Below are 21,470 nucleotides of genomic sequence, written 5' to 3' on the forward strand. Positions count from 1 at the left end.
ACCCCTCCATCTACGCATATTTTTGTCAGGACAGATTCATGAGTTCTAGCCTCCACTCGTCCGATGAAGCATTTCTTTCTGACACGGCGATCGAGAAAGAATCGGCTGATGACCTTTCCACTGCTGCATCTGATCTGTTCCTGCGCCACCGTTTGAAGGTCGTTGAAGATTTGTGGGAAGCGGTTTTGCAGCAAGAGTGCGGCCAGTCGCTGGTGGATTTGCTTAAGCAGTTGCGATCGCTCTCCTCCCCCGAAGGTCAAGCCCCCGACTCGATCGAAAATGAAGCTGTCAAGCTAATCGAAAATCTCGATTTGAACGAAGCGATTCGCGCCGCCCGCGCCTTTGCGCTTTATTTTCAACTGATTAACATCGTCGAGCAGCACTACGAACAGCGCGGCCAGCAGCAGCAATATCGCGCTGCTTACGAAGCCGCCAGCGACATGAATCCGATCGAGCAAATGCTGTTCTCGTCAGACGTTGAACCGCAGGGCAGCGGCCTTCAGGTCGATATGCTGGAGAAAAGTTTGCAAAATCCGCCCCGCCGCGAAGCTGGAACTTTTCACACGCTTTTCCCCAAGCTGGCACACCTGAACGTGCCGCCCGGACAAATCCAAAATTTAATTGACAATCTTGACATCCGCTTGGTCTTCACCGCCCACCCGACCGAAATCGTCCGCCACACGATTCGCGACAAGCAGCGGCGGATGGCAAAAATTCTGCGGCAGTTGGATCAAGCAGAAGAAAGTTTGCGGGCGATCGGCCTCTCGTCGTCTTGGGAAACTGAATCGCTGCAAGACCAACTGACCGAGGAAATTCGCCTCTGGTGGCGCACAGATGAACTGCACCAGTTCAAGCCGACCGTTTTGGATGAAGTCGATTACACGCTGCACTATTTCCAGGAAGTGCTGTTCGACGCGATCCCTGAGCTTTACTATCGACTGCGGCGATCGCTGCAAAGCACCTTTCCGCGCCTCCGCCCGCCCAGCTACAACTTCTGCAAGTTCGGATCGTGGGTGGGCAGCGATCGCGACGGCAATCCATTCGTGACGCCCGACGTGACCTGGAAAACCGCTTGCTATCAGCGCAATCTCGTCGTCGGCAAATACATCGACTCGGTGAAGCATCTCTCGAATCTGCTCAGCCTTTCGCTGCACTGGAGCGATGTCCTACCGGAACTGCTCGAATCGCTGGAGCAGCAGCAGATGCAGATGCCCGATGTCTACGAGCAGCACGCCATCCGCTTCCGCCAAGAACCCTATCGGCTGAAGCTGGCCTACATTCAAAAGCGGCTGGAAAACACGCTCGATCGATCGCAGCAGCTTTTTCGGGGCGACATTTTGCAAGAATCGATCGATCCCAATCCCGCTACGCACTTCATGTCGGGTGCAGAATTTTTGGCCGAGTTGCGCCTGATTCAGCGCAGCCTCGAAGAAACCGGATTAAGCTGCAAAGAACTCGACAAGCTGATTTGTCAGGTCGAAATTTTTGGCTTCAATCTGGCGCACCTCGACATTCGCCAGGAAAGCAGTCGCCACTCGGACACGCTCAACGAAGTCGTCGAGTATCTGCAAATCCTGCACAAGCCGTACAACGATCTCACTGAGGAGGAGCGATCGCTCTGGCTGGCAACCGAACTGCAAACCCGCCGTCCCTTGATTCCGGCTGAGCTACATTTCTCAGACAAAACGAACGAGGCGATCGAAACCTTCCGCATGGTGCGCCGCCTGCATCAAGAGTTTGGCGTCGAAATCTGCCAGACCTACGTGATCAGCATGAGTAATTACAGCAGCGACCTGTTGGAAGTGCTGCTATTGGCAAAAGAAGCCGGACTCTACGATCCGGCAACGGGAGCCAGCGCCATCCATGTTGTGCCGCTGTTTGAAACGGTCGAAGACCTCAAACGCGCTCCCACCGTGATGCGGAATTTGTTTGAGCTACCGTTCTACCGCGCCTATCTGTCCGGCGGCTATTCGGGCGGATCGGAACCCGCGCTGCAAGAAATCATGCTGGGCTATTCCGACAGCAACAAAGATTCGGGTTTCTTAAGCAGCAATTGGGAAATCCACAAAGCCCAGCAAGCCCTTCAGCAGCTTGCCGACGAATTTGGCATTTCGCTCCGCATCTTTCACGGTCGCGGCGGCTCAGTTGGTCGCGGCGGCGGCCCCGCCTATGAAGCGATTCTCGCCCAGCCCGGACGCAGCATCAGCGGTCGCATCAAAATCACCGAGCAGGGGGAAGTTCTCGCCTCGAAATACACGCTGCCGGAACTGGCGCTGTATAACCTGGAGACGATCGCCAGTGCCGTGATTCAAGCCAGCGTCCTCCGCAACGGCTTTGACGACATCGAACCCTGGCATCAGGTGATGGAAGAATTGGCAGCGCGATCGCGCCAGCACTACCGCGCCTTGATTTACGAACAGCCCGATTTTATCGATTTTTTCCATCAGGTGACGCCGATCGAAGAAATCAGTCAGCTACAAATCAGTTCGCGTCCCGCCCGTCGCAGCGGCGGCAAAAAAGAACTCTCTGGCCTCAGAGCGATCCCCTGGGTGTTTAGCTGGACGCAGACGCGCTTCTTGCTGCCCTCTTGGTATGGCGTTGGCACGGCGATTCAGGCATTTCTGGACGAAGACCCGGAAGAAAATCTGAAGCTGCTGCGCTACTTTTACTACAAGTGGCCGTTCTTCAAAATGGCGATTTCTAAGTGCGAAATGACGCTTTCCAAAGTCGATTTGCAAATCGCCAATCACTACGTCCGCGAACTGACGCCCGCTGAAGATGTCGATCGCTTCGATCGCCTCTTCGCCCAAATCTCCGACGAATTCCACCTCACCCGCGATCTCGTCCTCACGATCACCGGACACACGCGCCTCTTGGATGGCGACCCGGACTTGCAGCGATCGGTTCAGCTTCGCAACGGCACGATCGTCCCTCTGGGATTCCTGCAAGTCTCGCTGCTGAAGCGACTGCGGCAGCACAAATCCAGTGCGGCAACGGGCGTGGTGCGATCGCGCTACAGTCGCGGCGAACTGCTCAGAGGCGCACTGCTGACGATCAACGGCATCGCAGCCGGAATGCGAAATACAGGCTGACGAAGCTGAAGCGGGATGTGGAGTGATGCGTTTGTCACTCCACCTTCACACGCAGATGTTAGAACTGAATTACTTCTTGTCAGAGGGATGCCATGAGCAGCGGTGAAATGAAAGCGATCGCCCGTGAGTTCAAGCTGCATGTTGCGATCATCGGCGGACTGGTTGCCCTCGCTTGGGCGATCGAAATTGTCGATTTGTTTTTGGGCGGCTGGCTGAATCAGTTCGGGATTTTTCCGCGCACGATCATCGGACTGCGCGGCATTTTGTTTGCGCCCCTTCTGCACGGCAACATTCCGCATCTGATTGGCAACACGATTCCGTTCATCATTTTGGGCTGGCTGGTCATGCTCAGACGCACCAGCGATTTTTTCATCGTGACGGCGATCGTGGCTCTGCTGGGCGGCCTGGGAACCTGGCTATTTGGCGCACCCGCTTTGCACATCGGCGCCAGCGGCGTTATTTTTGGCTACTTTGGCTTTCTGTTGGCGCGGGGCTATTTTGAGCGCAGCTTTGTGGCGATCGGATTTTCCGTCCTCGTCGCCATCCTCTACGGCGGCATGATCTTTGGCGTCCTCCCTGGTCAGTACGGCATTTCCTGGGAAGGCCACCTCTTCGGCTTCTTGGGCGGCATCTTTACTGCAAGACTGCTGGGGAAGCGTCCAGCGGCAGCAGACAAATACCTGCTTTAGTCACGACATAAATTGTTTGTTAGACCGTTCAGATTGTGATAGTGTCGAAGACATACTTAGTTTTTTAAATAACTCGGTACGATTTGAGCAAGTGCTGGAAATTCTATCTATGAGGTTTTGTTTGTGAAGGCGCGAAATTTTATAAAGCCTGGTGAAAAGGTGATAGTTATTTTTACTCGTGGTATCGATCTGGAAATTAATTCAGATAACACAGGTTCAACAGGAAACTGGGATCTTAATCCAAACCATTCAATAGATCGCGTAATCATTTATCGCCGCGATGATGAAGATAATACAAATTCGTTGTACATAGCAACCCATGCTGGGGTGGAGGCTACAGAATGGGAAGGAAGATACAAAATCTACCTAAACCATATTCAGTACGTGGGAGTCACGGATGAAAATTGGAAGGAATTTGCTGAATGTGGCGCCAATCCCATCAGGTATTTTCCTTAGAAGGTTGTATCAAATGTCAAATTATCAGATGTCACAACTGCTTGAACGAATCACGGTCAATCCAAAACAGTGTGGGGGTCGTCCCTGTATTCGAGGAATGAGAATTCGCGTGTCTGATGTTTTAGATTTGTTTGCAGCAGGGTTAAGCGCTGAACAAATTCTGGAGGAACTACCCGATCTAGAAATGGATGATTTAAAAGCGTCGCTTGCTTATGCTTCACGGAAACTGAATCATCCCGTCTTGGTTGCGTGACCACAATTTGGATTGATGCCCATTTGTCGCCTGCGATCGCAACTTGGATTACAGACACATTTGGAATTACCGCAGTAACCCTGCGCGCCCTTGGATTGAGGGATGCTGAAGATCTAGAAATCTTTGAGGCGGCAAAAGCCCAAGCAGTTATCTTTTTGACGAAAGATAGCGATTTTGTAGATTTGGTTGAACGGCTTGAAGCGCCCCCATAAATTATTTGGTTGACTTGTGGAAATACGTCAAATGCTCGACTGCGCGAAATTCTCAACTCGACTTTACCGGACGCATTAGCGTTCCTGCAATCTGGCGAGAAATTGGTAGAAATTCGCGGAGATTAACGATTCAGCGATCGGGTGGAGACGCAACTTGCGTCTCCACCCGATCGCTACTCGATCGCCGCCATCTGTTTATGCCACTCGGTCGCCTGCTCATAGGCATAAGCAACCTGCAACAGCTGCTCTTCTTGCAGCACATTTCCAATCAGTTGCAGACCGATCGGCATTCCCTGAGCGTCAAATCCGCAGGGCACACTCAGCGCAGGCAGTCCCGCCAAGTTCACCGGAATCGTCATCAGGTCGGTCAGATACATACTGATCGGGTCTTCCGTCCGTTCACCCGCCTTGAACGCCGTATTCGGTGCAGTCGGGCAGACGAGGACATCGACTTGCTCAAATGCCCGCTCAAAATCTTGCTTGATCAGCGTCCGCACCTTTTGCGCCTTCAGGTAGTAGGCATCGTAGTAGCCCGCTGAAAGCGCATACGTGCCGACCATGATTCGCCGCTTTACTTCAGCGCCAAAGCCTTGAGCGCGAGTTTGCGTGTACATCGACATGAGGTTGTCGGCTTCCTCGGTGCGAAGGCCGTACTTCACGCCGTCATAGCGGGCGAGATTCGCGGATGCTTCAGACGGGGCGATGATGTAGTAGGTGGGCAAGCCGTAGCGAAAGCGGGGACAGGAGATTTCTTGCACTTCTGCGCCCATGCTGGCGAATTGCTCGATCGCCTTCCGCACTGCATCCTCAACCGCGCCCTCCAAGCCTTCGCCAAAGGTTTCGCGAATCACGCCAATTCGCAATCCCGGTTTCAGGTCGGGCTTCAGGTTGGCGGCATAGTCGGGAATTTCGACTTTGAGGCTGGTCGAATCTTTCGGGTCATGTCCGGCGATCGCGCCCAGCAAAATCGCCGCATCCTCAACGCTGCGAGCAAATGGGCCAATTTGGTCGAGCGATGAGGCGTAAGCCACCAGTCCGTAGCGCGACACTAGGCCGTAAGTGGGCTTCATGCCGACCACGCCGCAGAACGAGGCAGGCAGACGAATCGAGCCGCCTGTGTCGGAACCGAGCGCGATCGCACATTCGCCCGCTGCCACTGCCGCCGCCGAACCGCCCGACGATCCGCCAGGAATGCGTGTGAGATCCCAAGGATTTGCCGTTGTTTGAAAGGCCGAATTCTCGGTTGAACTGCCCATCGCGAATTCGTCCAGGTTCGTTTTGCCGACCATGACTGCGCCTGCGGCATTGAGCTTTTGTGTCACCGTCGATTCATAGGGCGGCACGAAGTTTTTGAGAATTTGTGAGGCGCAAGTGGTGGGAACGCCTTGCGTACACATGTTGTCTTTGATTCCGATCGGAATTCCCGCCAAAAGTCCGATCGCCTCGCCTGCGGCAATTTGGGCATCCACCTGTTTGGCCTGCTCGATCGCCCGCTCTGCCGTGACGCACAAAAAGCTGTGCAGCTTCGGTTCAAGTGCCTGAATGCGATCGATCGCGGCTTGAGTAATTTCCACCGCAGAGCGCTCTTTTGTCAGGAGTTGTTGATGCAACTCGCGAATCGATCCCATCTGGCAACCTCAATGCTTCAACAAATACACCTTATTGCAGCCAAATTCTGCTATGCTCACGCCTTAATGCTTCACACTACGGTCAAATCCATCCGAGGCGGAGTCGTTTTGCTGCGTCATTTTCACCCTTTACTCTAGTGGATTTTGGCTGGCTTTTCCGATCGTCCAATGGTTTTCCAGGCTTTTCGCCCGTTTATCGTGAGATACACTTGCGAATTTTGAAAATCGCCGTATATTGAGTTTGATTAAGCTGACTGAAACATGCTACTACACCGCCTGCATCGCCGTCCGGTTCATAAGCGCCGCACTCGCCTTCAGAAGCGTCGCAACTATTGGCCGCTGCTGCTTGTTCCGGCCAGCTTGGGTATGCTAGTCGCCGTATTCTTTCCTACCAAGCGTGCTTTTGCGCCGCCGATCGAAACGCCGTACACATCGCTGCCGCAGGTTCCGCCAATTCAGTCGCTGGATGACCTCTACCAAATGCGCGATCGCCTCCAGGCTGAACTGAGACAGCCCGGATCGATTCCCAGTCTCACCAGCGCAGGGGTGTTTTCAACGCCCACGAAAACGCTGCAAATGCTGCAAGCGATCGAAATTCGCATCGGTGTCGAAGAAACGGCAAAAGAAAATTGGAACCAAGCCTTTCAAGCTTCCGAGCAGGCGCAAGTCCTGACGCAACAGGCGAATGCAGCCGGAGACGAATCGGAAAAAACGCTAGGCGACATCCATGCTCAATGGCAGCAGGCGGTCAATTCGCTTGAGTCAGTCACGCCGAGTTCGCTGCTCGCAGATGACGCCAAAGCGAAGCAGGCAGAATATCAAACGTACCTGAATCACGCTGCTTACAATTACGACACGGCACGATCGAGCTTTTTGGAAGCGATCGCCGAGAAAACCGGACTGCCGATCGACAGCGTTCACATTACCGTTTGCCATTTGGAAGGTGAGTGCCGCCGTCTGAATGGAGGCGTTCCGCCTGCCAGCCCTGCCAGCTTAATCAAAGTTCCGGTTGCCGTCGCGCTGATGGAGAAAATCCACGCGGAAAATATCAATCTCGATAACAAAATTCTCGTGGCTCGCGGCAACTATACCGAGGACGCTTCGGATATCTGGGTCGGAGCAGAATATCCGCTCCGACGCATTCTTCAGCGCATGATTAATCAAAGCAGCAACATCGCCACCAATCAACTGATTGAATATGTTGGCCGCGATCGCATCAACGAAATCATGAGCGATCGCGGCTTCGACATCACTCGCGTCAATACCAAGCTAGTCGGGGAATCGACCTATCCCGCTAATGCTGGCGTTGGCCCCAACGAAATTTCAATGGACGAATTGACCGAGATGATGCGCCAAATTTATCAGCAGCAGCATCCGGGTGATGAAGTGCTGATCGATGCGATGGCAAGTCAAGAAGATTTGGTTCTCGGCCACGACGGACTAAAGCCCACATCGGCAATTTGGCTGGGTGAAAAAACCGGACAAAACTCCAAGGTTTTGGGAACCACGCTGGCGATGAAGATTGCTGGTGAAACCTACGTGATGAGCATTTCGCTGGACTACAGCGGCAATGAACGGGCGATTCGGCAGTGCGTCCGCGATGTTGCCAATCACATTGCCAAAAACGGACTGTAATTGTTCTGTGGCTGTGGGCTTGGCTCAATCAAGGATGGTCTGATGCTCCTACACGGCGATCGCCTCACCTGCTTCCGCCTCGCTGCCGTCGCGCACAATGTCGAGATCGATGTCTAGCACGTTCATTTCTAAGCCTGCTTTAGGAAGGTTGCCTTTGCTGGAAATGTAGGGATTGATGTCGATGCTGCCTGTGCAGATGATCAGCGAGCCTTTCTTGAGGTATTGCAGTTTGCGCCACGCGATCGATCGCTCCCAAATGCTGAGCGAAACCGTAAAGGATTCTTTGCGATCGCGCACTCGGCGCACGTAGAGCGTTGCTTTTGCCACCTGTGCCGTTTCACCGCTGCGTAACTCAACCGTTCTCACTTCTGCATCTGCCGCCAAATTGCCGCTCACGATCCACTTGTTCAGCCCTGCGCTTGCCATTTAATGCTCCCCTTTGAGAATGCTGCTCTTAACATTCCCATCACCAACTTGCGGCTAACACGCAGAAACTACCAATCGATTTGCGATCGCTCATGCAGCACTCGACCATACACCGCTTCGGTTTGCTGCGCGAGTTTGTCCCAGCGGAAGCGGCGATCGAGGTCTTCGTAGGCATTTTCGACGAGCCACTGGGCATAACTCGGATTTTTGAGGACTTCGAGGATGCCCCAGGCGATCGAGTCGGCGTTGCCCGTCTGCGTCACGATCCCTGTTTTGGTGTGGCGCACAACTTCCGGTAAACCGCCTGCATCCGAAACGACGACGGGGACGCGAGCCGCAAAACTTTCCAGGGCAACGATGCCAAACGGTTCATAGAGGCTGGGGAAAACAGCGCAGTCCGCGATCGTCTGAAATTTGTCGAGATCCGAATCGGACATGAAGCCTGTGAAGAAGCATTTTTCCCAGATGCCGAGAAACCCCGCTTGCCGCCTCAGCGATTCGGTATTGCCGCCACCGATGATCACAAACTTTGCGGCTCCGTTCATTTCGCGCAAAACGCGAGGAGCGGCATTGAGCAAAACTTGAACGCCTTTTTCATAGGTCATGCGTCCGACGTAGTAGATGATTTTTTCGGAATCACTGGCAAAGCGGCGGCGAAACTCCCAGTAGTCAAAGTCGGGATGACGCTGTTTTTTCTGGGCGAAGATGCCGTTGTAAACCACATCGATTTTGTCCCAGGGACATCGCAACACGCGCTCGACTTCCAAGCGCATGTAGTTTGTGCAGACGATGACGCGCCAAGCTTCGTGGGCAAGCTGCATTTCTTTGCCGTGAATGTAGCGCTGAATGTCCGTGTGAATGCCGTTGTGTCGTCCACATTCCGTCGCGTGAATCGTGGCAACCAGCGGCGTTTTGAAAATGTGTTTAAGGGCGATCGCGGCATCTCCGACCAGCCAGTCATGTGCATGAATCATGTCGAACTGGCCTTCTTCTTGCAGCAGTTTTCCGCCGTGTCGCCCCATGCTTTCGTTCATGTTGCCGATCCACTGCCAGAAGTTTGAGCTGCCCACGACCGGAACGCGATGAACGCAGATGCCATCAACTTCTTCGTAGGCGGGGGCTTGCCCAAATTCGATCGTCAGCAGGTGAATTTTGTGGCCTAGCTTCACCAGTTCCGGATATAGCTCGGCGACATGTCGCGCAATGCCGCCGACAATGCGCGGCGGAAACTCCCAAGCTAGCACCAGAATTTTCATGTCTCTCTCGCCAAGCTAGGACTCAATGCTTTATGCGGCGGCTCGCTCCTTCGCCCAGAGGAGGCGAAGGAGCGAGCCGCCCGACTACATTATCGCGCTACGCCGAACGGCAATTCTGCACCACCTTGTTACATAAATTTCAACATTGTCACACAGCTTAGCCTACTTGCTGCACAGTGAAGAAACGGAACGGCTTGAATCGCTGATCTATCAGGTGATTGAGTCAATGTCGATCGATGCCAGTTCATTCGCTTTGTTCGATCGCAGTGTCGAACGGCAATCCGCCTGCTGAAAACTAAATTTCGACCCCCTGTCACTGCTATGAAAACTCAACGCTTGGGGCAACTCTGCTTGTTGACCGCTCTGCTGGGACTGGCACAACCCGCCATCCTGCCGCAAAGCGCTCGATCGCAGCCTGTTCCCGCCACGCCTGTTGCTGCTCGTCCGCAGCTTGTTCGCACCGTACTTGCCCATGATGGCCCGATCGCCAGCTTTGCCTTCAGTCCCAACAGCCGCACGCTCGTTACGAGCGGACGCGATCGCACGGTTCGCGTTTTTCAAGACCTCGGACTGGTGCAAGACCTCCGCATCGATTCGGATGTTGATAATACCTGGTTTAGCTGGGTGGCCGTGTCGCCGGATGGACAAACGCTTGTCACCAGTCGATCGGACGGCACGATTCAACTGCGCGACTTTGGCGGAACCGTGAAAACCACGCTGTCCTATCCGTCGCGCGGCGAGGGACGAGTGGCGATCGCCGCCAACAACCGCACCTTGATCGATGCGACGGGCTTCAACGGCAATTTTGGCATTCGCCTGTGGGATCTCACCACGCAGCAGCACCGCTATATCGGCGGCAATTGGGCGACGCACACAGCAATCACGCCGGACGGCTACATTCTCGTTGCTGGAAGCAGCACGGGTACGGCGACGGTTTGGAATTTGAACAGCGGTCGGCGGATCGTCACGTTTCCGGCTGGTGCAACCGAGCGAATGACTGCGATCGCCATCAGTGCCGATGGATTGCGCGTTTATGTTGCCAAGCGAAATCGTTTGGAAGAGTGGAACGCCCGCAGCGGCACACTCACCCGTAACTTACTGCAAACGCCCGGAACGGCTCAGATTCAGTCACTCGCCGTTCATCCCGACGGACAGCGGATGGCGATCGGCTTTCGCAACTACATTCAGCTTCGCGATCTGAGAACAAATCGCCCGCTGCATAATCTCGCTGCCAATTCTTCATTCCCGCCGTTGCTCAGCTTCAGCCCGGACGGACGCTATTTTGTGAATACGGACTGGCTGAACGATCGCCTGCGCGTTTGGCGACTGTAGTTGAGTCGATCGCCTCACGGTGAATTTGCGTGTCGTAAAGCTCAAAGCCACGAGCCTGATAGTTTTTCAGCGCAAATTCACCGTCGAGCGAGCAGGTATGCACCCAGACGCGCTGCGCCCCCATCTGCCAAGCTTTTTGAATGCCAACGGTCAGCAAATGCCCGCCAATGCGCTGACCGATGAATGGGGGCAGCAAGCCGAAATAAGCAATCTCGACGCTGCCTTCGGCTTGCGCCTCCAGTTCGATATATCCGGCTGGCGTTCCCGCCACATATGCGACCCAGGTTTGCAGGGCGGGGCGATCGAGATATGCCATCCATTTGTCCTCGCTCCAGCCGAGTCGATCGCGCCAGTGCCATTGTTCGCCGACCGTTGCATACAGCCAGCGGCTAAAGGCAGGCAGGGGAATTTGCGATCGAATGATCGTCAGATCCGGGCGATCGACCAAAGCCGCACGCAGTTGAGCGGGTGACTTCATTTCCAAATACCAAGTGGTGACTTCAACCTGCGGTTTTTCCATCGATCGCGCTCCACGTCATAATTTTGAACAATAGCGATTTTTGGGAGCGGAAACGATGCAAATATCATCTACGTTGGCGATCGGCATGTTGCGGCGGGTGCATCACATCGCGCTGAACGTCAAAGATATGCAGGCATCGCGTCATTTTTATGGGGAAGTGTTGGGACTGCGAGAACTGCAAGGTGAAGAAGTTCCCGAAACGTTAAAGGAACTGTTTGAAGCGGGAAAAGCAGCGAATTTTGTCACGCCTGATGGCACGGTGATCGATTTGTTTTGGCGACCGGAATTGCAGCCGCCTGATCCTAATCCAGACAAAGTGTTTACACGGGCAGGACATTTAGCCTTTGATATTGATCCAGACTTGTTTGATGCGGCGGTTGAAGTGCTGCGATCGAATCAGATTGCGATCGATCATGGACCTGTCAGCCGACCGACCGGACGCGGCATTTATTTCTTTGATCCGGATGGCTTTTTGGTGGAGATTCGTTGCGATCCCAAAGCGGATTGAGAATTTGCGAATTGTTACGTGAAATTTGCGCGATCGAGGGTATAGTGCCTTGAAGTGAATGGCTTGCGTGAACGAAGAATAAGCCATTTCTGAGTGAGGAGTGAAAAGTTAGGCAGAATGGCAGAAATTATCGGCAACGAAAACGACAACGTCCTGCAAGGAACCTTTGAACCTGATCGAATTTTTGGCGTTGGTGGCAGGGATGTGATTCGCGCTGACGCCAGCGATGACATTGCCGATGGCGGGGCGGGCGATGATGTTGTCTTTGGCGATGACGGCAATGACACGCTTACGGGTGATAGCGGCAATGACACGCTCACGGGCGATAACGGCAATGACTTATTAGATGGCGGTGACGACAATGACACGTTGTTCGGTGGAAACGGCAACGACACGCTGTTTGGCGGCAATGGCAGTGATTCGCTGGATGGGCAAGCGGGAATCGACAGCTTGTATGGCGGGGCAGGGGATGACGTTTACACCCTCACCAACCGCGCTGACAGCATCATTGAAGCACCTGACAACGGCATCGACACCGTGCGATCGCCTTTTAGCATTCAGCTTTCGCGCGATCTGGAGAATCTGACGCTGATTGCTGATCGGCGGCTGAACGCTCGCGGCAACAGCGTCGATAATATTTTGCGCGGCAACAGTTTCCGCAACCGCTTGTTGGGCTTGGGCGGAAGCGATCGCCTGGTGGGATTTAGCGGCAATGATGTTCTGTTGGGCGGCAACGGTGAGGATGAACTGTTGGGCGGCAGAGGCCGCGACACGCTGATCGGTGAGGCTGGGCGCGATCGCTTTAGCTTTGAGTTTCGCGACGAAGGTCCCGATCGCATTCAAGATTTTAGCGTCGGCCAAGATACAATCGGCGTGTCGCAGCAAGGGTTTGGGCGCAATCTCGGTCGTGGAACGCTCAGCGCTCGTCGCTTTCATGTTGGCGCAAGTGCCTCCGATCGCAGCGATCGCTTCATCTATGACCCCAATCGCGGTGCGCTGTTTTTTGACTCAGACGGATCGGGCAGAACGCGCCAAACTCAAATCGCCAGCCTCGATCGCAACCTCAACCTGACGCGCCGAGACATCTTTGTATTTGCCTAATCATTCGCCTCATCAACTGCTGTAAAAACCGCCCCTTCAATCTTCCGCAGATGGAGAATTGAAGGGGCGGTTTTTGAATCAAATTCTGGCGATCGCCAGCAATTTAGCCCTGTGTGCGATAGTAGAAATTCAGCAAAGCACCGCAGGCAAATAGCTTCAGCGCTTCTAGCGACCAGTAGCCTTCGTGCAGTTGATTCATTGCAGCGGGAGCCTGCGTCGCCGGATTAAACAAATCCAGTTCCAGCCCCAGCGAACTCATCGCCGGAGTGAGCGCGTAGGTGTAGAAGGCCGCGATCGTCAGCAGCAACAGCGGTAGGGCGATCGCCCAAACAACACCGGGACGATGCAGAACGCGCGTGCGATGCAGGATCAGTGCACCTGTCAGCACAACGGCAGCGCACAGCAGTTCCAGCCGATTGAACAGCCAGAAGATCGAGTAGCTTGCGGTGGCGAAATTGGGGTCTGCACCCATGCCAGATACCAGCATTGTGGGCATCACAATCAAATCCAAAAATAAGCTGCTGCTGAACCAGAAACCTAAAGCAAAGATGATGACAGTTTGCCAGCGAGGGCGATCGAATGTAAGGGATGCAGCGGTCATAAATCATCCTGGGGAAGTATTCTTCCAGCTTAGCCAAGCTCGTCCAGAATTACTGTGAATGATTGTTGCGAAGAAATCTGCGTTTCGCTATTAGCAAAAACGGCCAAAATCAATTAACAAATTGTTAAATTTACGGATGTTAATCTTGTTGCACCCGTAACTCATAAATGTTCCACAGTGAACCGCCCAGCGCCGTGTAGCGCACTCCCTCGACGCGATCGCGCACGGCACTCATCGAAATCGGGTTGACCAGGTAGATAAACGGCACTTGTGTCAAAATCAGCTTTTGCGCTTCGGCATAAACTGCTTTGCGCTTGTTCTCGTCGAGCTGCTGACTGCCTTGCACGTAGAGTCGATCGATCTGCGCTTCCCAATCGGCCACGACCCGACCTTCGAGCGGTGCTTGACCTTCACCGGGACTTTGGTTGAAGGCGTGCAGGCGACCGTTCACCGACCAAACGTTGCGTCCGCCATCCGGTTCGATGCCTGCCCCGCTGAAGCCCAAGAGGATCATGTTCCAGTCGAACGTGTTGCCCATCTTGTCTACCAAAGTGTTAAAGGCGATCGGCGTAAAGTTGACATCAATGCCAATTTTTGACAAATCCTGCTTAATTTGTGCGGCCATCGCGACGCGCAAACTGTTTTCAGCATTCGTCGTGAGCGAGAAGCTGACGCGGTTATTGTCTGCATCCAACAGTTGTCCTTGCGCGTTGTATTTGAAGCCTGCTTTTTGCAACAGTTCTTTCGCTTTGGCCTGGTTAAATTCGTATACAGGCAAGCCTTCTTCTGGTGAAAGATAGTAAGGACTTTGAACTGGAATGGGTGAAGTTTGCGGCGTTCCTAAGCCTTGGAAGGTGTTGTTAATCATGCGGGGACGATCGATCGCATAGGCGATCGCCTGTCGAAATTCCAGCGTGTTAAACCAGCGCGATTTGATTGGATCAACAACGGGAACATTGTTGCGCCGACCTTGGTTGAGATTGAACATCACGAAGTTAGAACTCAGCGAGGGGCCACCTTCATAGATTCTGAAGCCGCCACGTCGTTCTTCCCGCTTCATTAAAGCGAAATAGTTGGCTGAAACGCCGATTAAATCCAGTCCACCCGATCGAAACTGCACCAATCCAGCATCTACTGATTCCACAATTTGCACGACGTATCGATCGATATACGGCTGTTGGTTTCCCTGAGCATCTTTGCGCCAGTAAAACGGATTTCGCTCTAAAACAATGCGCTCGCTCGAAGTATATTCCACCATTCGATATGGTCCCGTCCCGACAATTTGTGAAGGTGGCGTATCGGTTCCCAATGCGCTGACAAAGCGCGGCGCACCCTGAGCATCCGTTTGAGTCACCAGCGGTTCAACAATGTGTTTGGGCAGAATTTCAATGCCGCCCACAAAGCGAACGATCGGTGCAAACGGTTCGGGCGTAATCACTTCAAATCGACGGTTATCCAGCTTGCGAATTTGCGGAAACTGTCCCTGCTCACCAATCCGCAAAATATCCGCCGAACTGCTGGGAATCTTCGGATTGAAGTAGATGTTATTGAACGAATAAACAACATCATCAACCGTAAACGGCTCGCCGTCCGACCACTTCAAATTCTCACGCAGCGTAAACACAATCCGAAGCTGATTGGGCGACACGTCCCACGCTTCGGCCAATCCCGGTTCTAGCTCGCCCGTCTCGCCATTCGTGGACAGCAACCCGTCATAAATCAAGCCAAACACATCGCTGACTTCAGTACTTGTCACCGGATTAAACGTGCTGGGATCAGACAATCCGCTGACCACCAAGCGCGGAATCTGCGCGGCCTCGGTGCGAAATGCAGCCGGACTACAGCCGCTCAGGGCGATCGACACGATCAGCAGGCAGGTTAAGAGCAGGCGACGGAGGCGAAGCATTTTTGGGGATGTCGGGGGTCGGGGAGCGGGTGTTGGGGGCAGTTTAACCTTCCTAACACCTTGTTGATCGCCATGCTAGCTGCTTTTGGTAACGATTTGCTGCAATCTGATTGGTGCGGCGATCGCGCTCTTAATCTCATGTTCGGTCAACAGGCAAATCTAGAGAGCAATGCGGTTTCTGCCATTGAGTTTGCAGCCGACATTGCCTGTGATTCTGGCCGCTTGGCTGAATTTTGCAAAATTTGCGGATTTCTCTCATGCTTTTTGACAATTCAGTGCTAAATTGCTGTCATTTGCGACGCCTTCTAAGGCATTCTCTGTCTAATTTCTGTAAAAACTGACCACGAAACTCGCTTCAACCGTTTGAACTGCAATGAAATCTCAACCTCAGTCTGATGCCGTCGCCCAAACTACCGCTCGATCGACTGCGAGCGCAGGCTATGCCCCCTCGGTGCCCATCACGGTGTATCGAGAACTTGCTGCCGAACTGCAAGCGACCAAAACGCTGCTCGATTCGATGAACACGCAAAATCAGCAGCTTGCTCGCCACAATCAGCACTTGCGGCAGGAAATTGAGCAGCTTGCTCAGTCGGCCATCAATTTGCGACAGTCTGCCGAAGCGTTTCAGCCAAGCTGGAATTTGCCGCCGCAGTCGCCCGAAGCCGCCAACGCGCGATCGCCGCGATCGTGGCGTCCCGAAACCGCATCGCCTGGGGGAGAGCGGGGCTATGTGATTGAGCAGGCGGAACCGCGATCGCGCAATCGATCGCAACCGTCCCAGCGCGAAATGAGCGGAGTGTGGTTGGTGTTGATTATTGCAGCGATCGTGATTACGGCGTTTGGGGCGGGCTTTTTGGTCGTGCGTCCGCTGCTGTCTCAAGACCGCTAGCCTGCCAAACTCTAAAATATTTTGCAGCCAGCCGCAGTGCAAATTGGAGCAAAGCGGCTTCGGCTGTCGTCACTTTTTTCGGCTGTCGTTATTTTTATAGATTGAATTGCTAAACGGTTCATGAAACTGATTCGTCAAACGATCGACTTTTTGCAAGCGCAGGTGCCGCACTATTCCAAAGTCGGCAACTCCACTTTTTTCACGGTTGAACAGTTTCCTTGGGCAAACGATCTCGAAGCAAACTGGCACGTGATTCGCGCCGAACTCGATCGCGTCATGCCTCACGCCAAAGACCTGCCAAATTTTCAAGATATTTCGCCACGTCAAGCCAATATCGCGGATGACGATCGCTGGAAAACCTATTTCTTTTGCGCGTTTGGGTTTCGATCGCAGCACAATTGCGATCGCTGTCCGGAAACGACCAAGCTGCTCGAAAAAATTCCGGGTCTCAAGGTGGCCTTTTTCTCAATTCTTGCGCCCGGAAAGCACATTCCTGAACACTGCGGCAAGCACAAAGGCTTGATTCGCTATCATTTGGGTCTAAAAGTTCCCGAACCTAAAACCGCTTGTCGCATCCGCATCAACGGTGAAATGGCCTATTGGGAAGAAGGCAAAAGTTTAATATTTGATGACACATTTCCACATGAAGTTTGGAATGAAACGAACGACTACCGCGTTGTTCTGTTTCTCGATATCGCTCGTCCAATGCGCTTTCCAATGTCGTTTGTCAACTGGGCGGTTTGCCAAATCATTGCTCTGTCGCCGATCGTGCAGGTCGCCAAAGGCAATCAGACCGCTTGGGAAAAGCAGTTTGAGGCGATCGCCAAATAAGTCAGTTGAACCGATCGCGCGATTCAGCAAAATGGCTGAATTTTCCGGTCGTCTTGCCTTGAGAACCTGACAAAACTGGAAAAGCGTGTAAAGATCTGAGAAATTTTGCGATCGGAGCGTTGATCGCCTCGGCACTTTGGGAATGCTGAGGCAGACCTCACAAACTTTGCTGCTGCCAATCTTTCCATGAGCCAACAGCCATGAGAGCCAACAGCCATGAGAGCCAACAGCCATGTTTCTGACGGTTTCTGACGATACGTGAAATGACAATTGGACAAGACCAAACGCAGGCGATCGCTACTGGGATGACAGAAAATAATCATCCTGCTTCGCGCCCCAACTCCCGCGCTTGGCAGGACTCTACCCGCCCGCCCGATGCCGCTCCGTCTAAGCAGCCACCTGACCTCGACGCGCTGCGGCAGCAAATTGACTGGGAACATTTGCACCGCCTTTCAGACGACAGCACTGAATTTGAATGGGAACTGCTGCAAGTATTCGCTGAAGATAGCTCTGCCTATCTCGCGCACCTAAAGCAGGCGATCGCTCAAGAAGATTTTTGGCAGATCGAGCGCGACGCTCACCACATCAAAGGGGCAAGTGCCAACGTTGGCGCGACCTCAATTCAAACTGCCGCCGCTGCCCTAGAGCAGCAAGCCCGCGCCAAACGGCTTGAGGATAGCGATCGCTGGATTGCCATGCTGGAAAGTGCGCTGGATCAGCTGATCATGCTGGTCAGACTCGCTCCAAGCTGAAGCAAAGTGGCTGTTCGGTAGATGACAAGTCCAGCGATCGATCGGCACACTGCTGATATGAATCAGCTTTCTCTCCTTCAATCGTTGCCCTACGGCTGGATGGGCACGATCGCTCAGTTTCTCGATACGGATGAAGCCGATTGGCTGGCGGCGATCGAAACGAACTACCAGCAGCTTTACCGACAGCGATCGACCGCAACGCAGCAGCAGGCCTGGCAAGATTGCTATCAAATTTTGCGATCGCAACTGGTCAACTTACGTGATAGAAACTGGACGTTGATTTTTGAATACGAATTGCCCAGAGAAGGCGGCAGGCGACCGGATTTAGTATTGCTGGCGGACGATCGAATTTTCGTTTTTGAGTTTAAGCAAAAGTCAACGGCAAGCGCGGCGGATTTAGATCAGGTGGCGGCTTATGCACGAGATTTAAGTCAGTATCACAGCCAGTCGGTGGGCTGTCCCATTCAGGCGATCGTTGTGCCGACTCGTCGCCAGAAACCGAGCGAACAGCGCGGCGATATTTTGATGCTCAATCCCAATGAAATTGCGAAACTGCTGAATGATTTGAATGGGAAAGGCGCAATCGCGGCGTCCGGCAACATCGATCCGCAAGCTTGGGTGCAGGCGGACTATGAACCCTTGCCGACGATTATTCAGGCGGCGAAATCCATTTTTGAGCAGGAACCGCTGCCAAATATTAAACGCGCTCACAGTGCCAGAATTCCTGATTTAATCGCGTATCTCAATGAAGTCGTCGATCGCGCCCAAGCGAACCGAGAGCGGCATCTCGTTTTGGTTACGGGCGTACCGGGAGCAGGAAAAACGCTGGTCGGCCTTCAGTTTGTTTATCAAACTTCGATCGATCAAAAAGCCGTCTTTTTATCTGGCAATGCGCCGCTGATTACCGTGCTGCAATATGCCTTGAAAAGTCGCGTTTTTGTGCAGTCAATTCGCAATTTTTATATTGATCACGAAGTCCGTAAACAAAAAGCACCCCGCGAACAAATTATCGTGTTTGATGAAGCACAGCGGGCTTGGGATGCCGATCGCATGGCCGAGAAATACGGCATTACCAGCGCGGCTGCGGGGGCGGTTTTGCGAATTGCCGAACGAACTCCAGACTGGTGCGTTGTCCTGGGTTTAATTGGGGAAGGCCAAGAAATTCATGTGGGTGAAGAAGAAGGCACAGAGCAGTGGAATCGCGCCCTCGAAGTGGCTGCTTGCCCTTGGCAGGTTCACTGTTCGCCGCAGCAGGCGGGCTACTTTACTTCAGTTCCGGATGCCAACCTGCACACTGATGATCTGTTTAATCTCACGACTTCCCTGCGTACCCATCTCGCCCAAGATTTGCAAACTTGGGTGGCGCAGTTGCTGACAGGCGACATTGCTGCCGCTGCCGCAACCATGCCGCGACTAAGCGCGACCGGATACAACGCTTACCTAACTAGAGATTTAGAGGCGGCAAAGGCATACTGCCGCGATCGCTACTTGTCTCAACCGGATAAGCGCTATGGTCTGCTGGCCTCTTCTCGCGCCCGCAATCTGGTTCATCACGGCATTGCCAACGACTACATGGCAACGCAGCGCCTCAAAGCGGGGCCTTGGTACATTGATCCGCCGGATTCCCCGTTGTCCTGCCGTGCGCTCGATAGCGTGGTGACGGAGTTTGCCTGTCAGGGTTTAGAGGTGGATTTTGCGATCGTCGGCTGGGGCGATGATCTGCTGTGGTGCGAAGGTCAGTGGCGCACGAGTTCTCGTCAGAAAAATGTGCGCGACCCGCTGCGGCTGCGGCTGAACAGCTATCGCGTTTTGCTGACCAGGGGGCGAGATGGATTTGTTGTGTTTGTGCCGCCAGAAGCGAAGATGGATGCCGTGTTTGACCTGCTGCGATCGAGCGGATTGCCACTGTTGGTGGACTGACTGCGCTATTCTTCGATTCGGCGAGTTTCCAGCGGCAAAAAGATCGTCATCACTTCACCTTGCTGCGGACGTTCGCGGACAATCAGCTTGCCGCCCAATGCCTGAAACAAATTTTTGGTGACGCTGAGGTTCAAGCTGAGATTTCCGGTTTCCGGCTGAAACATCAGCAGTTGGCCGATCGATTTCAGCGTCGGCGTCCACTTCGATTTGCCATTTGTCGTGGCGATATCAGGCTGCGACTGGAATTGCAGCTTTAACTGGTGTCCGGCCAAGGTTGCTTCAAGCTGAATGTGGCCGCCGGGCGGCTGCGTCTGCGTGATGCGATCGATCAGGCCAGTCAACACCTGATCCAGCATGGCGGAATCGCTGACCACGAGGGGCAGCTTTTGCGGCAGCGACACATCAAGCGTCAGGCCGCGCTGCATAGCGGTTTGCTGCCAGCGGGCGATGTTTTGCTCAAACACCTGCGTCAGCGAAATTGCACCGAGCGGCGCGATCGATTGTTTGTGAGGCGTGGTTTCCAGTTCGACGGCGCGGAAGATCAAGCCAAAGCGATCGATCTGCTTGGTGCATTCTTGATCGATCAGCTTGAGGCGCTTGAGGACATCGGGGCTGAGGTCTTGCCGCTTCAGCAAAAGGCGCGTCAGCGTGCGAATGGTAGCGAGCGGCGTGCGGACTTCGTGCGCGATCGCCTGCAACAGTTCGACATCAGCCGCCGAGTCGAGCGGATCGGAATTGGTTTCAACCGCAGGTGCGGCGGATGCTGGCGTTGATTCCCACTCGATCGCGTCGGGCAGGCAGGTCAGCAGCAAATGGCTAAAGCGCGTGACGAGTCGATAGTCGGGTGCGATCGGCTGAAACTGATCGACCAGCACATCAAGACGGCTGACGCTTTGCGGCTGGGCGAGCAGCAGGCGCGACCGCAGCGATCGCCATGCCTGCCACACCACATCTGGGTCAAACGAAAAGCGAAAAGCGGGCGCATTCGTCACTCCTTCCCCAAACGCCAGCGCGACGCTAAAGCTCGGTGTCAGAACGACGCAAAACTGTTCGCCTGCCTGCGGATCGTCGGCCAGCAGCGGCAGCGTTGCAGGGGTGGCGGCGACTTCTGAGCAGCGATCGGCGGGCGGCAAAAACGGCATCCAGGTCGCCAAGCTCAGCGGCTCAGGCGTGAATGTCCAGCACGAGAGGCGATCGAGCAAAGCACCCTGCTCCAAGATGGGAACGGGACCAGCCAGCAAAACGCCTGCTTGCGTTTCTTGCAGCAAAATATGCAGGGCAGCGATCGCGCTATACCAGCGGCGTTCGGCCTGCACCTGCTGCTGTAAAGCAGGCTTGACGGCGATCGACAGCGGTTCGCTTTGCTCGATCAGTTCACTTAGCGTTGGCAAATACCACTTGTACACAGCAAATTGCGCGATCGCGCAGGGCAGCTTGATATCTATGACGATACCGGGAGAACT

22 protein-coding genes are annotated in these 21,470 nt (G+C 53.8%); 15 read left to right on the forward strand and 7 right to left on the reverse strand.

Annotated elements, in window-relative coordinates:
- Positions 1-38: 38 nt before the first annotated feature.
- From ppc to H6F67_RS27895, 5 genes are all read left to right on the forward strand, one after another.
- The gene (gene ppc, locus H6F67_RS23710) at positions 39-3,092 is read left to right on the forward strand and encodes a phosphoenolpyruvate carboxylase (protein ID WP_190769108.1); all 3,054 of its coding nucleotides are present in this window, start codon (positions 39-41) and stop codon (positions 3,090-3,092) included.
- A gap of 92 nt (positions 3,093-3,184) precedes the next feature.
- Positions 3,185-3,781 carry a rhomboid family intramembrane serine protease gene (locus tag H6F67_RS23715; protein ID WP_190769109.1) on the forward strand — a complete coding sequence of 199 codons (597 nt, stop codon included), beginning with the start codon at positions 3,185-3,187 and terminating at the stop codon, positions 3,779-3,781.
- 123 nt (positions 3,782-3,904) lie between these two features.
- Positions 3,905-4,237, forward strand: a complete 333-nt coding sequence (locus tag H6F67_RS23720; RefSeq protein ID WP_190769110.1) for an HNH endonuclease — start codon at positions 3,905-3,907, stop codon at positions 4,235-4,237.
- Positions 4,238-4,265: 28 nt separating this feature from the next.
- Positions 4,266-4,490: a DUF433 domain-containing protein gene (locus H6F67_RS23725; protein ID WP_190769111.1), complete on the forward strand. Its 225-nt coding sequence runs from the start codon at positions 4,266-4,268 to the stop codon at positions 4,488-4,490.
- On the forward strand, positions 4,487-4,702 hold the full coding sequence (locus tag H6F67_RS27895; RefSeq protein ID WP_313926948.1) for a DUF5615 family PIN-like protein: 216 nt from the start codon (positions 4,487-4,489) through the stop codon (positions 4,700-4,702). Before H6F67_RS23725 ends, H6F67_RS27895 begins: the two co-directional genes overlap by 4 nt.
- 173 nt (positions 4,703-4,875) lie before the next feature.
- Here the strand turns inward: H6F67_RS27895 and gatA are convergent, their stop codons facing one another.
- On the reverse strand, positions 4,876-6,330 hold the full coding sequence (gene gatA / locus H6F67_RS23735; protein WP_190769112.1) for an Asp-tRNA(Asn)/Glu-tRNA(Gln) amidotransferase subunit GatA: 1,455 nt from the start codon (positions 6,328-6,330) through the stop codon (positions 4,876-4,878).
- A gap of 261 nt (positions 6,331-6,591) precedes the next feature.
- Here gatA and H6F67_RS23740 point away from each other — a divergent pair, with 261 nt between their 5' ends.
- Positions 6,592-7,965, forward strand: a complete 1,374-nt coding sequence (locus tag H6F67_RS23740; RefSeq protein ID WP_190769113.1) for a serine hydrolase — start codon at positions 6,592-6,594, stop codon at positions 7,963-7,965.
- Between the two features lie 48 nt (positions 7,966-8,013).
- Here the strand turns inward: H6F67_RS23740 and H6F67_RS23745 are convergent, their stop codons facing one another.
- A complete protein-coding gene (locus H6F67_RS23745) occupies positions 8,014-8,391 on the reverse strand; it encodes a single-stranded DNA-binding protein (RefSeq protein ID WP_190769114.1) in 378 nt (125 codons plus the stop codon).
- A gap of 68 nt (positions 8,392-8,459) precedes the next feature.
- Complete coding sequence (locus tag H6F67_RS23750; protein ID WP_190769115.1) at positions 8,460-9,647, reverse strand: glycosyltransferase family 4 protein; 1,188 nt, start codon at positions 9,645-9,647, stop codon at positions 8,460-8,462.
- 145 nt (positions 9,648-9,792) lie between these two features.
- Here H6F67_RS23750 and H6F67_RS23755 point away from each other — a divergent pair, with 145 nt between their 5' ends.
- Together H6F67_RS23755 and H6F67_RS23760 are read left to right on the forward strand one after the other, a co-directional pair.
- Complete coding sequence (locus tag H6F67_RS23755) at positions 9,793-9,939, forward strand: hypothetical protein (RefSeq protein ID WP_190769116.1); 147 nt, start codon at positions 9,793-9,795, stop codon at positions 9,937-9,939.
- Between the two features lie 29 nt (positions 9,940-9,968).
- Positions 9,969-10,979 (forward strand): WD40 repeat domain-containing protein, encoded by a 1,011-nt coding sequence (locus tag H6F67_RS23760; protein ID WP_190769117.1) that lies wholly within the window; start codon positions 9,969-9,971, stop codon positions 10,977-10,979.
- On the opposite strand, the gene H6F67_RS23765 is transcribed toward H6F67_RS23760, so the two are convergent.
- Complete coding sequence (locus H6F67_RS23765) at positions 10,909-11,499, reverse strand: GNAT family N-acetyltransferase (RefSeq protein WP_190769118.1); 591 nt, start codon at positions 11,497-11,499, stop codon at positions 10,909-10,911. The genes H6F67_RS23760 and H6F67_RS23765 overlap by 71 nt on opposite strands.
- A 55-nt stretch (positions 11,500-11,554) precedes the next feature.
- Here H6F67_RS23765 and H6F67_RS23770 point away from each other — a divergent pair, with 55 nt between their 5' ends.
- Together H6F67_RS23770 and H6F67_RS28245 are read left to right on the forward strand one after the other, a co-directional pair.
- Entirely contained in the window at positions 11,555-12,007 is a 453-nt protein-coding gene (locus H6F67_RS23770) for a VOC family protein (protein WP_190769119.1), read from the forward strand.
- A 117-nt stretch (positions 12,008-12,124) separates the two neighbouring features.
- Positions 12,125-13,108 carry a calcium-binding protein gene (locus tag H6F67_RS28245; protein WP_190769120.1) on the forward strand — a complete coding sequence of 328 codons (984 nt, stop codon included), beginning with the start codon at positions 12,125-12,127 and terminating at the stop codon, positions 13,106-13,108.
- Positions 13,109-13,211: 103 nt separating this feature from the next.
- Here H6F67_RS28245 and H6F67_RS23780 read toward each other — a convergent pair whose 3' ends face one another.
- The gene (locus H6F67_RS23780; protein WP_190769121.1) at positions 13,212-13,709 is read right to left on the reverse strand and encodes a hypothetical protein; all 498 of its coding nucleotides are present in this window, start codon (positions 13,707-13,709) and stop codon (positions 13,212-13,214) included.
- A gap of 139 nt (positions 13,710-13,848) precedes the next feature.
- On the reverse strand, positions 13,849-15,615 hold the full coding sequence (locus tag H6F67_RS23785; protein WP_190769122.1) for an ABC transporter substrate-binding protein: 1,767 nt from the start codon (positions 15,613-15,615) through the stop codon (positions 13,849-13,851).
- A gap of 72 nt (positions 15,616-15,687) precedes the next feature.
- Here H6F67_RS23785 and H6F67_RS23790 point away from each other — a divergent pair, with 72 nt between their 5' ends.
- The 5 genes from H6F67_RS23790 (at position 15,688) to H6F67_RS23810 (ending at position 20,007) form a co-directional block, all read left to right on the forward strand.
- Positions 15,688-15,897 carry a hypothetical protein gene (locus tag H6F67_RS23790; protein ID WP_190769123.1) on the forward strand — a complete coding sequence of 70 codons (210 nt, stop codon included), beginning with the start codon at positions 15,688-15,690 and terminating at the stop codon, positions 15,895-15,897.
- A 91-nt stretch (positions 15,898-15,988) separates the two neighbouring features.
- Positions 15,989-16,504, forward strand: a complete 516-nt coding sequence (locus H6F67_RS23795; protein ID WP_190769124.1) for a hypothetical protein — start codon at positions 15,989-15,991, stop codon at positions 16,502-16,504.
- A gap of 120 nt (positions 16,505-16,624) precedes the next feature.
- On the forward strand, positions 16,625-17,335 hold the full coding sequence (locus tag H6F67_RS23800; protein WP_190769125.1) for an aspartyl/asparaginyl beta-hydroxylase domain-containing protein: 711 nt from the start codon (positions 16,625-16,627) through the stop codon (positions 17,333-17,335).
- Between the two features lie 263 nt (positions 17,336-17,598).
- Positions 17,599-18,087: an Hpt domain-containing protein gene (locus tag H6F67_RS23805; protein ID WP_190769126.1), complete on the forward strand. Its 489-nt coding sequence runs from the start codon at positions 17,599-17,601 to the stop codon at positions 18,085-18,087.
- Positions 18,088-18,108: 21 nt separating this feature from the next.
- The gene (locus H6F67_RS23810) at positions 18,109-20,007 is read left to right on the forward strand and encodes a DNA/RNA helicase domain-containing protein (protein ID WP_190769127.1); all 1,899 of its coding nucleotides are present in this window, start codon (positions 18,109-18,111) and stop codon (positions 20,005-20,007) included.
- 5 nt (positions 20,008-20,012) lie between these two features.
- Here the strand turns inward: H6F67_RS23810 and H6F67_RS23815 are convergent, their stop codons facing one another.
- The gene (locus H6F67_RS23815) at positions 20,013-21,413 is read right to left on the reverse strand and encodes a sensor histidine kinase KdpD (protein ID WP_190769128.1); all 1,401 of its coding nucleotides are present in this window, start codon (positions 21,411-21,413) and stop codon (positions 20,013-20,015) included.
- Between the last annotated feature and the right edge of the window lie 57 nt (positions 21,414-21,470).

The sequence above is a fragment of the Microcoleus sp. FACHB-1515 genome (assembly GCF_014696105.1).
Classification (GTDB): Bacteria; Cyanobacteriota; Cyanobacteriia; order Elainellales; family Elainellaceae; genus JAAUTJ01.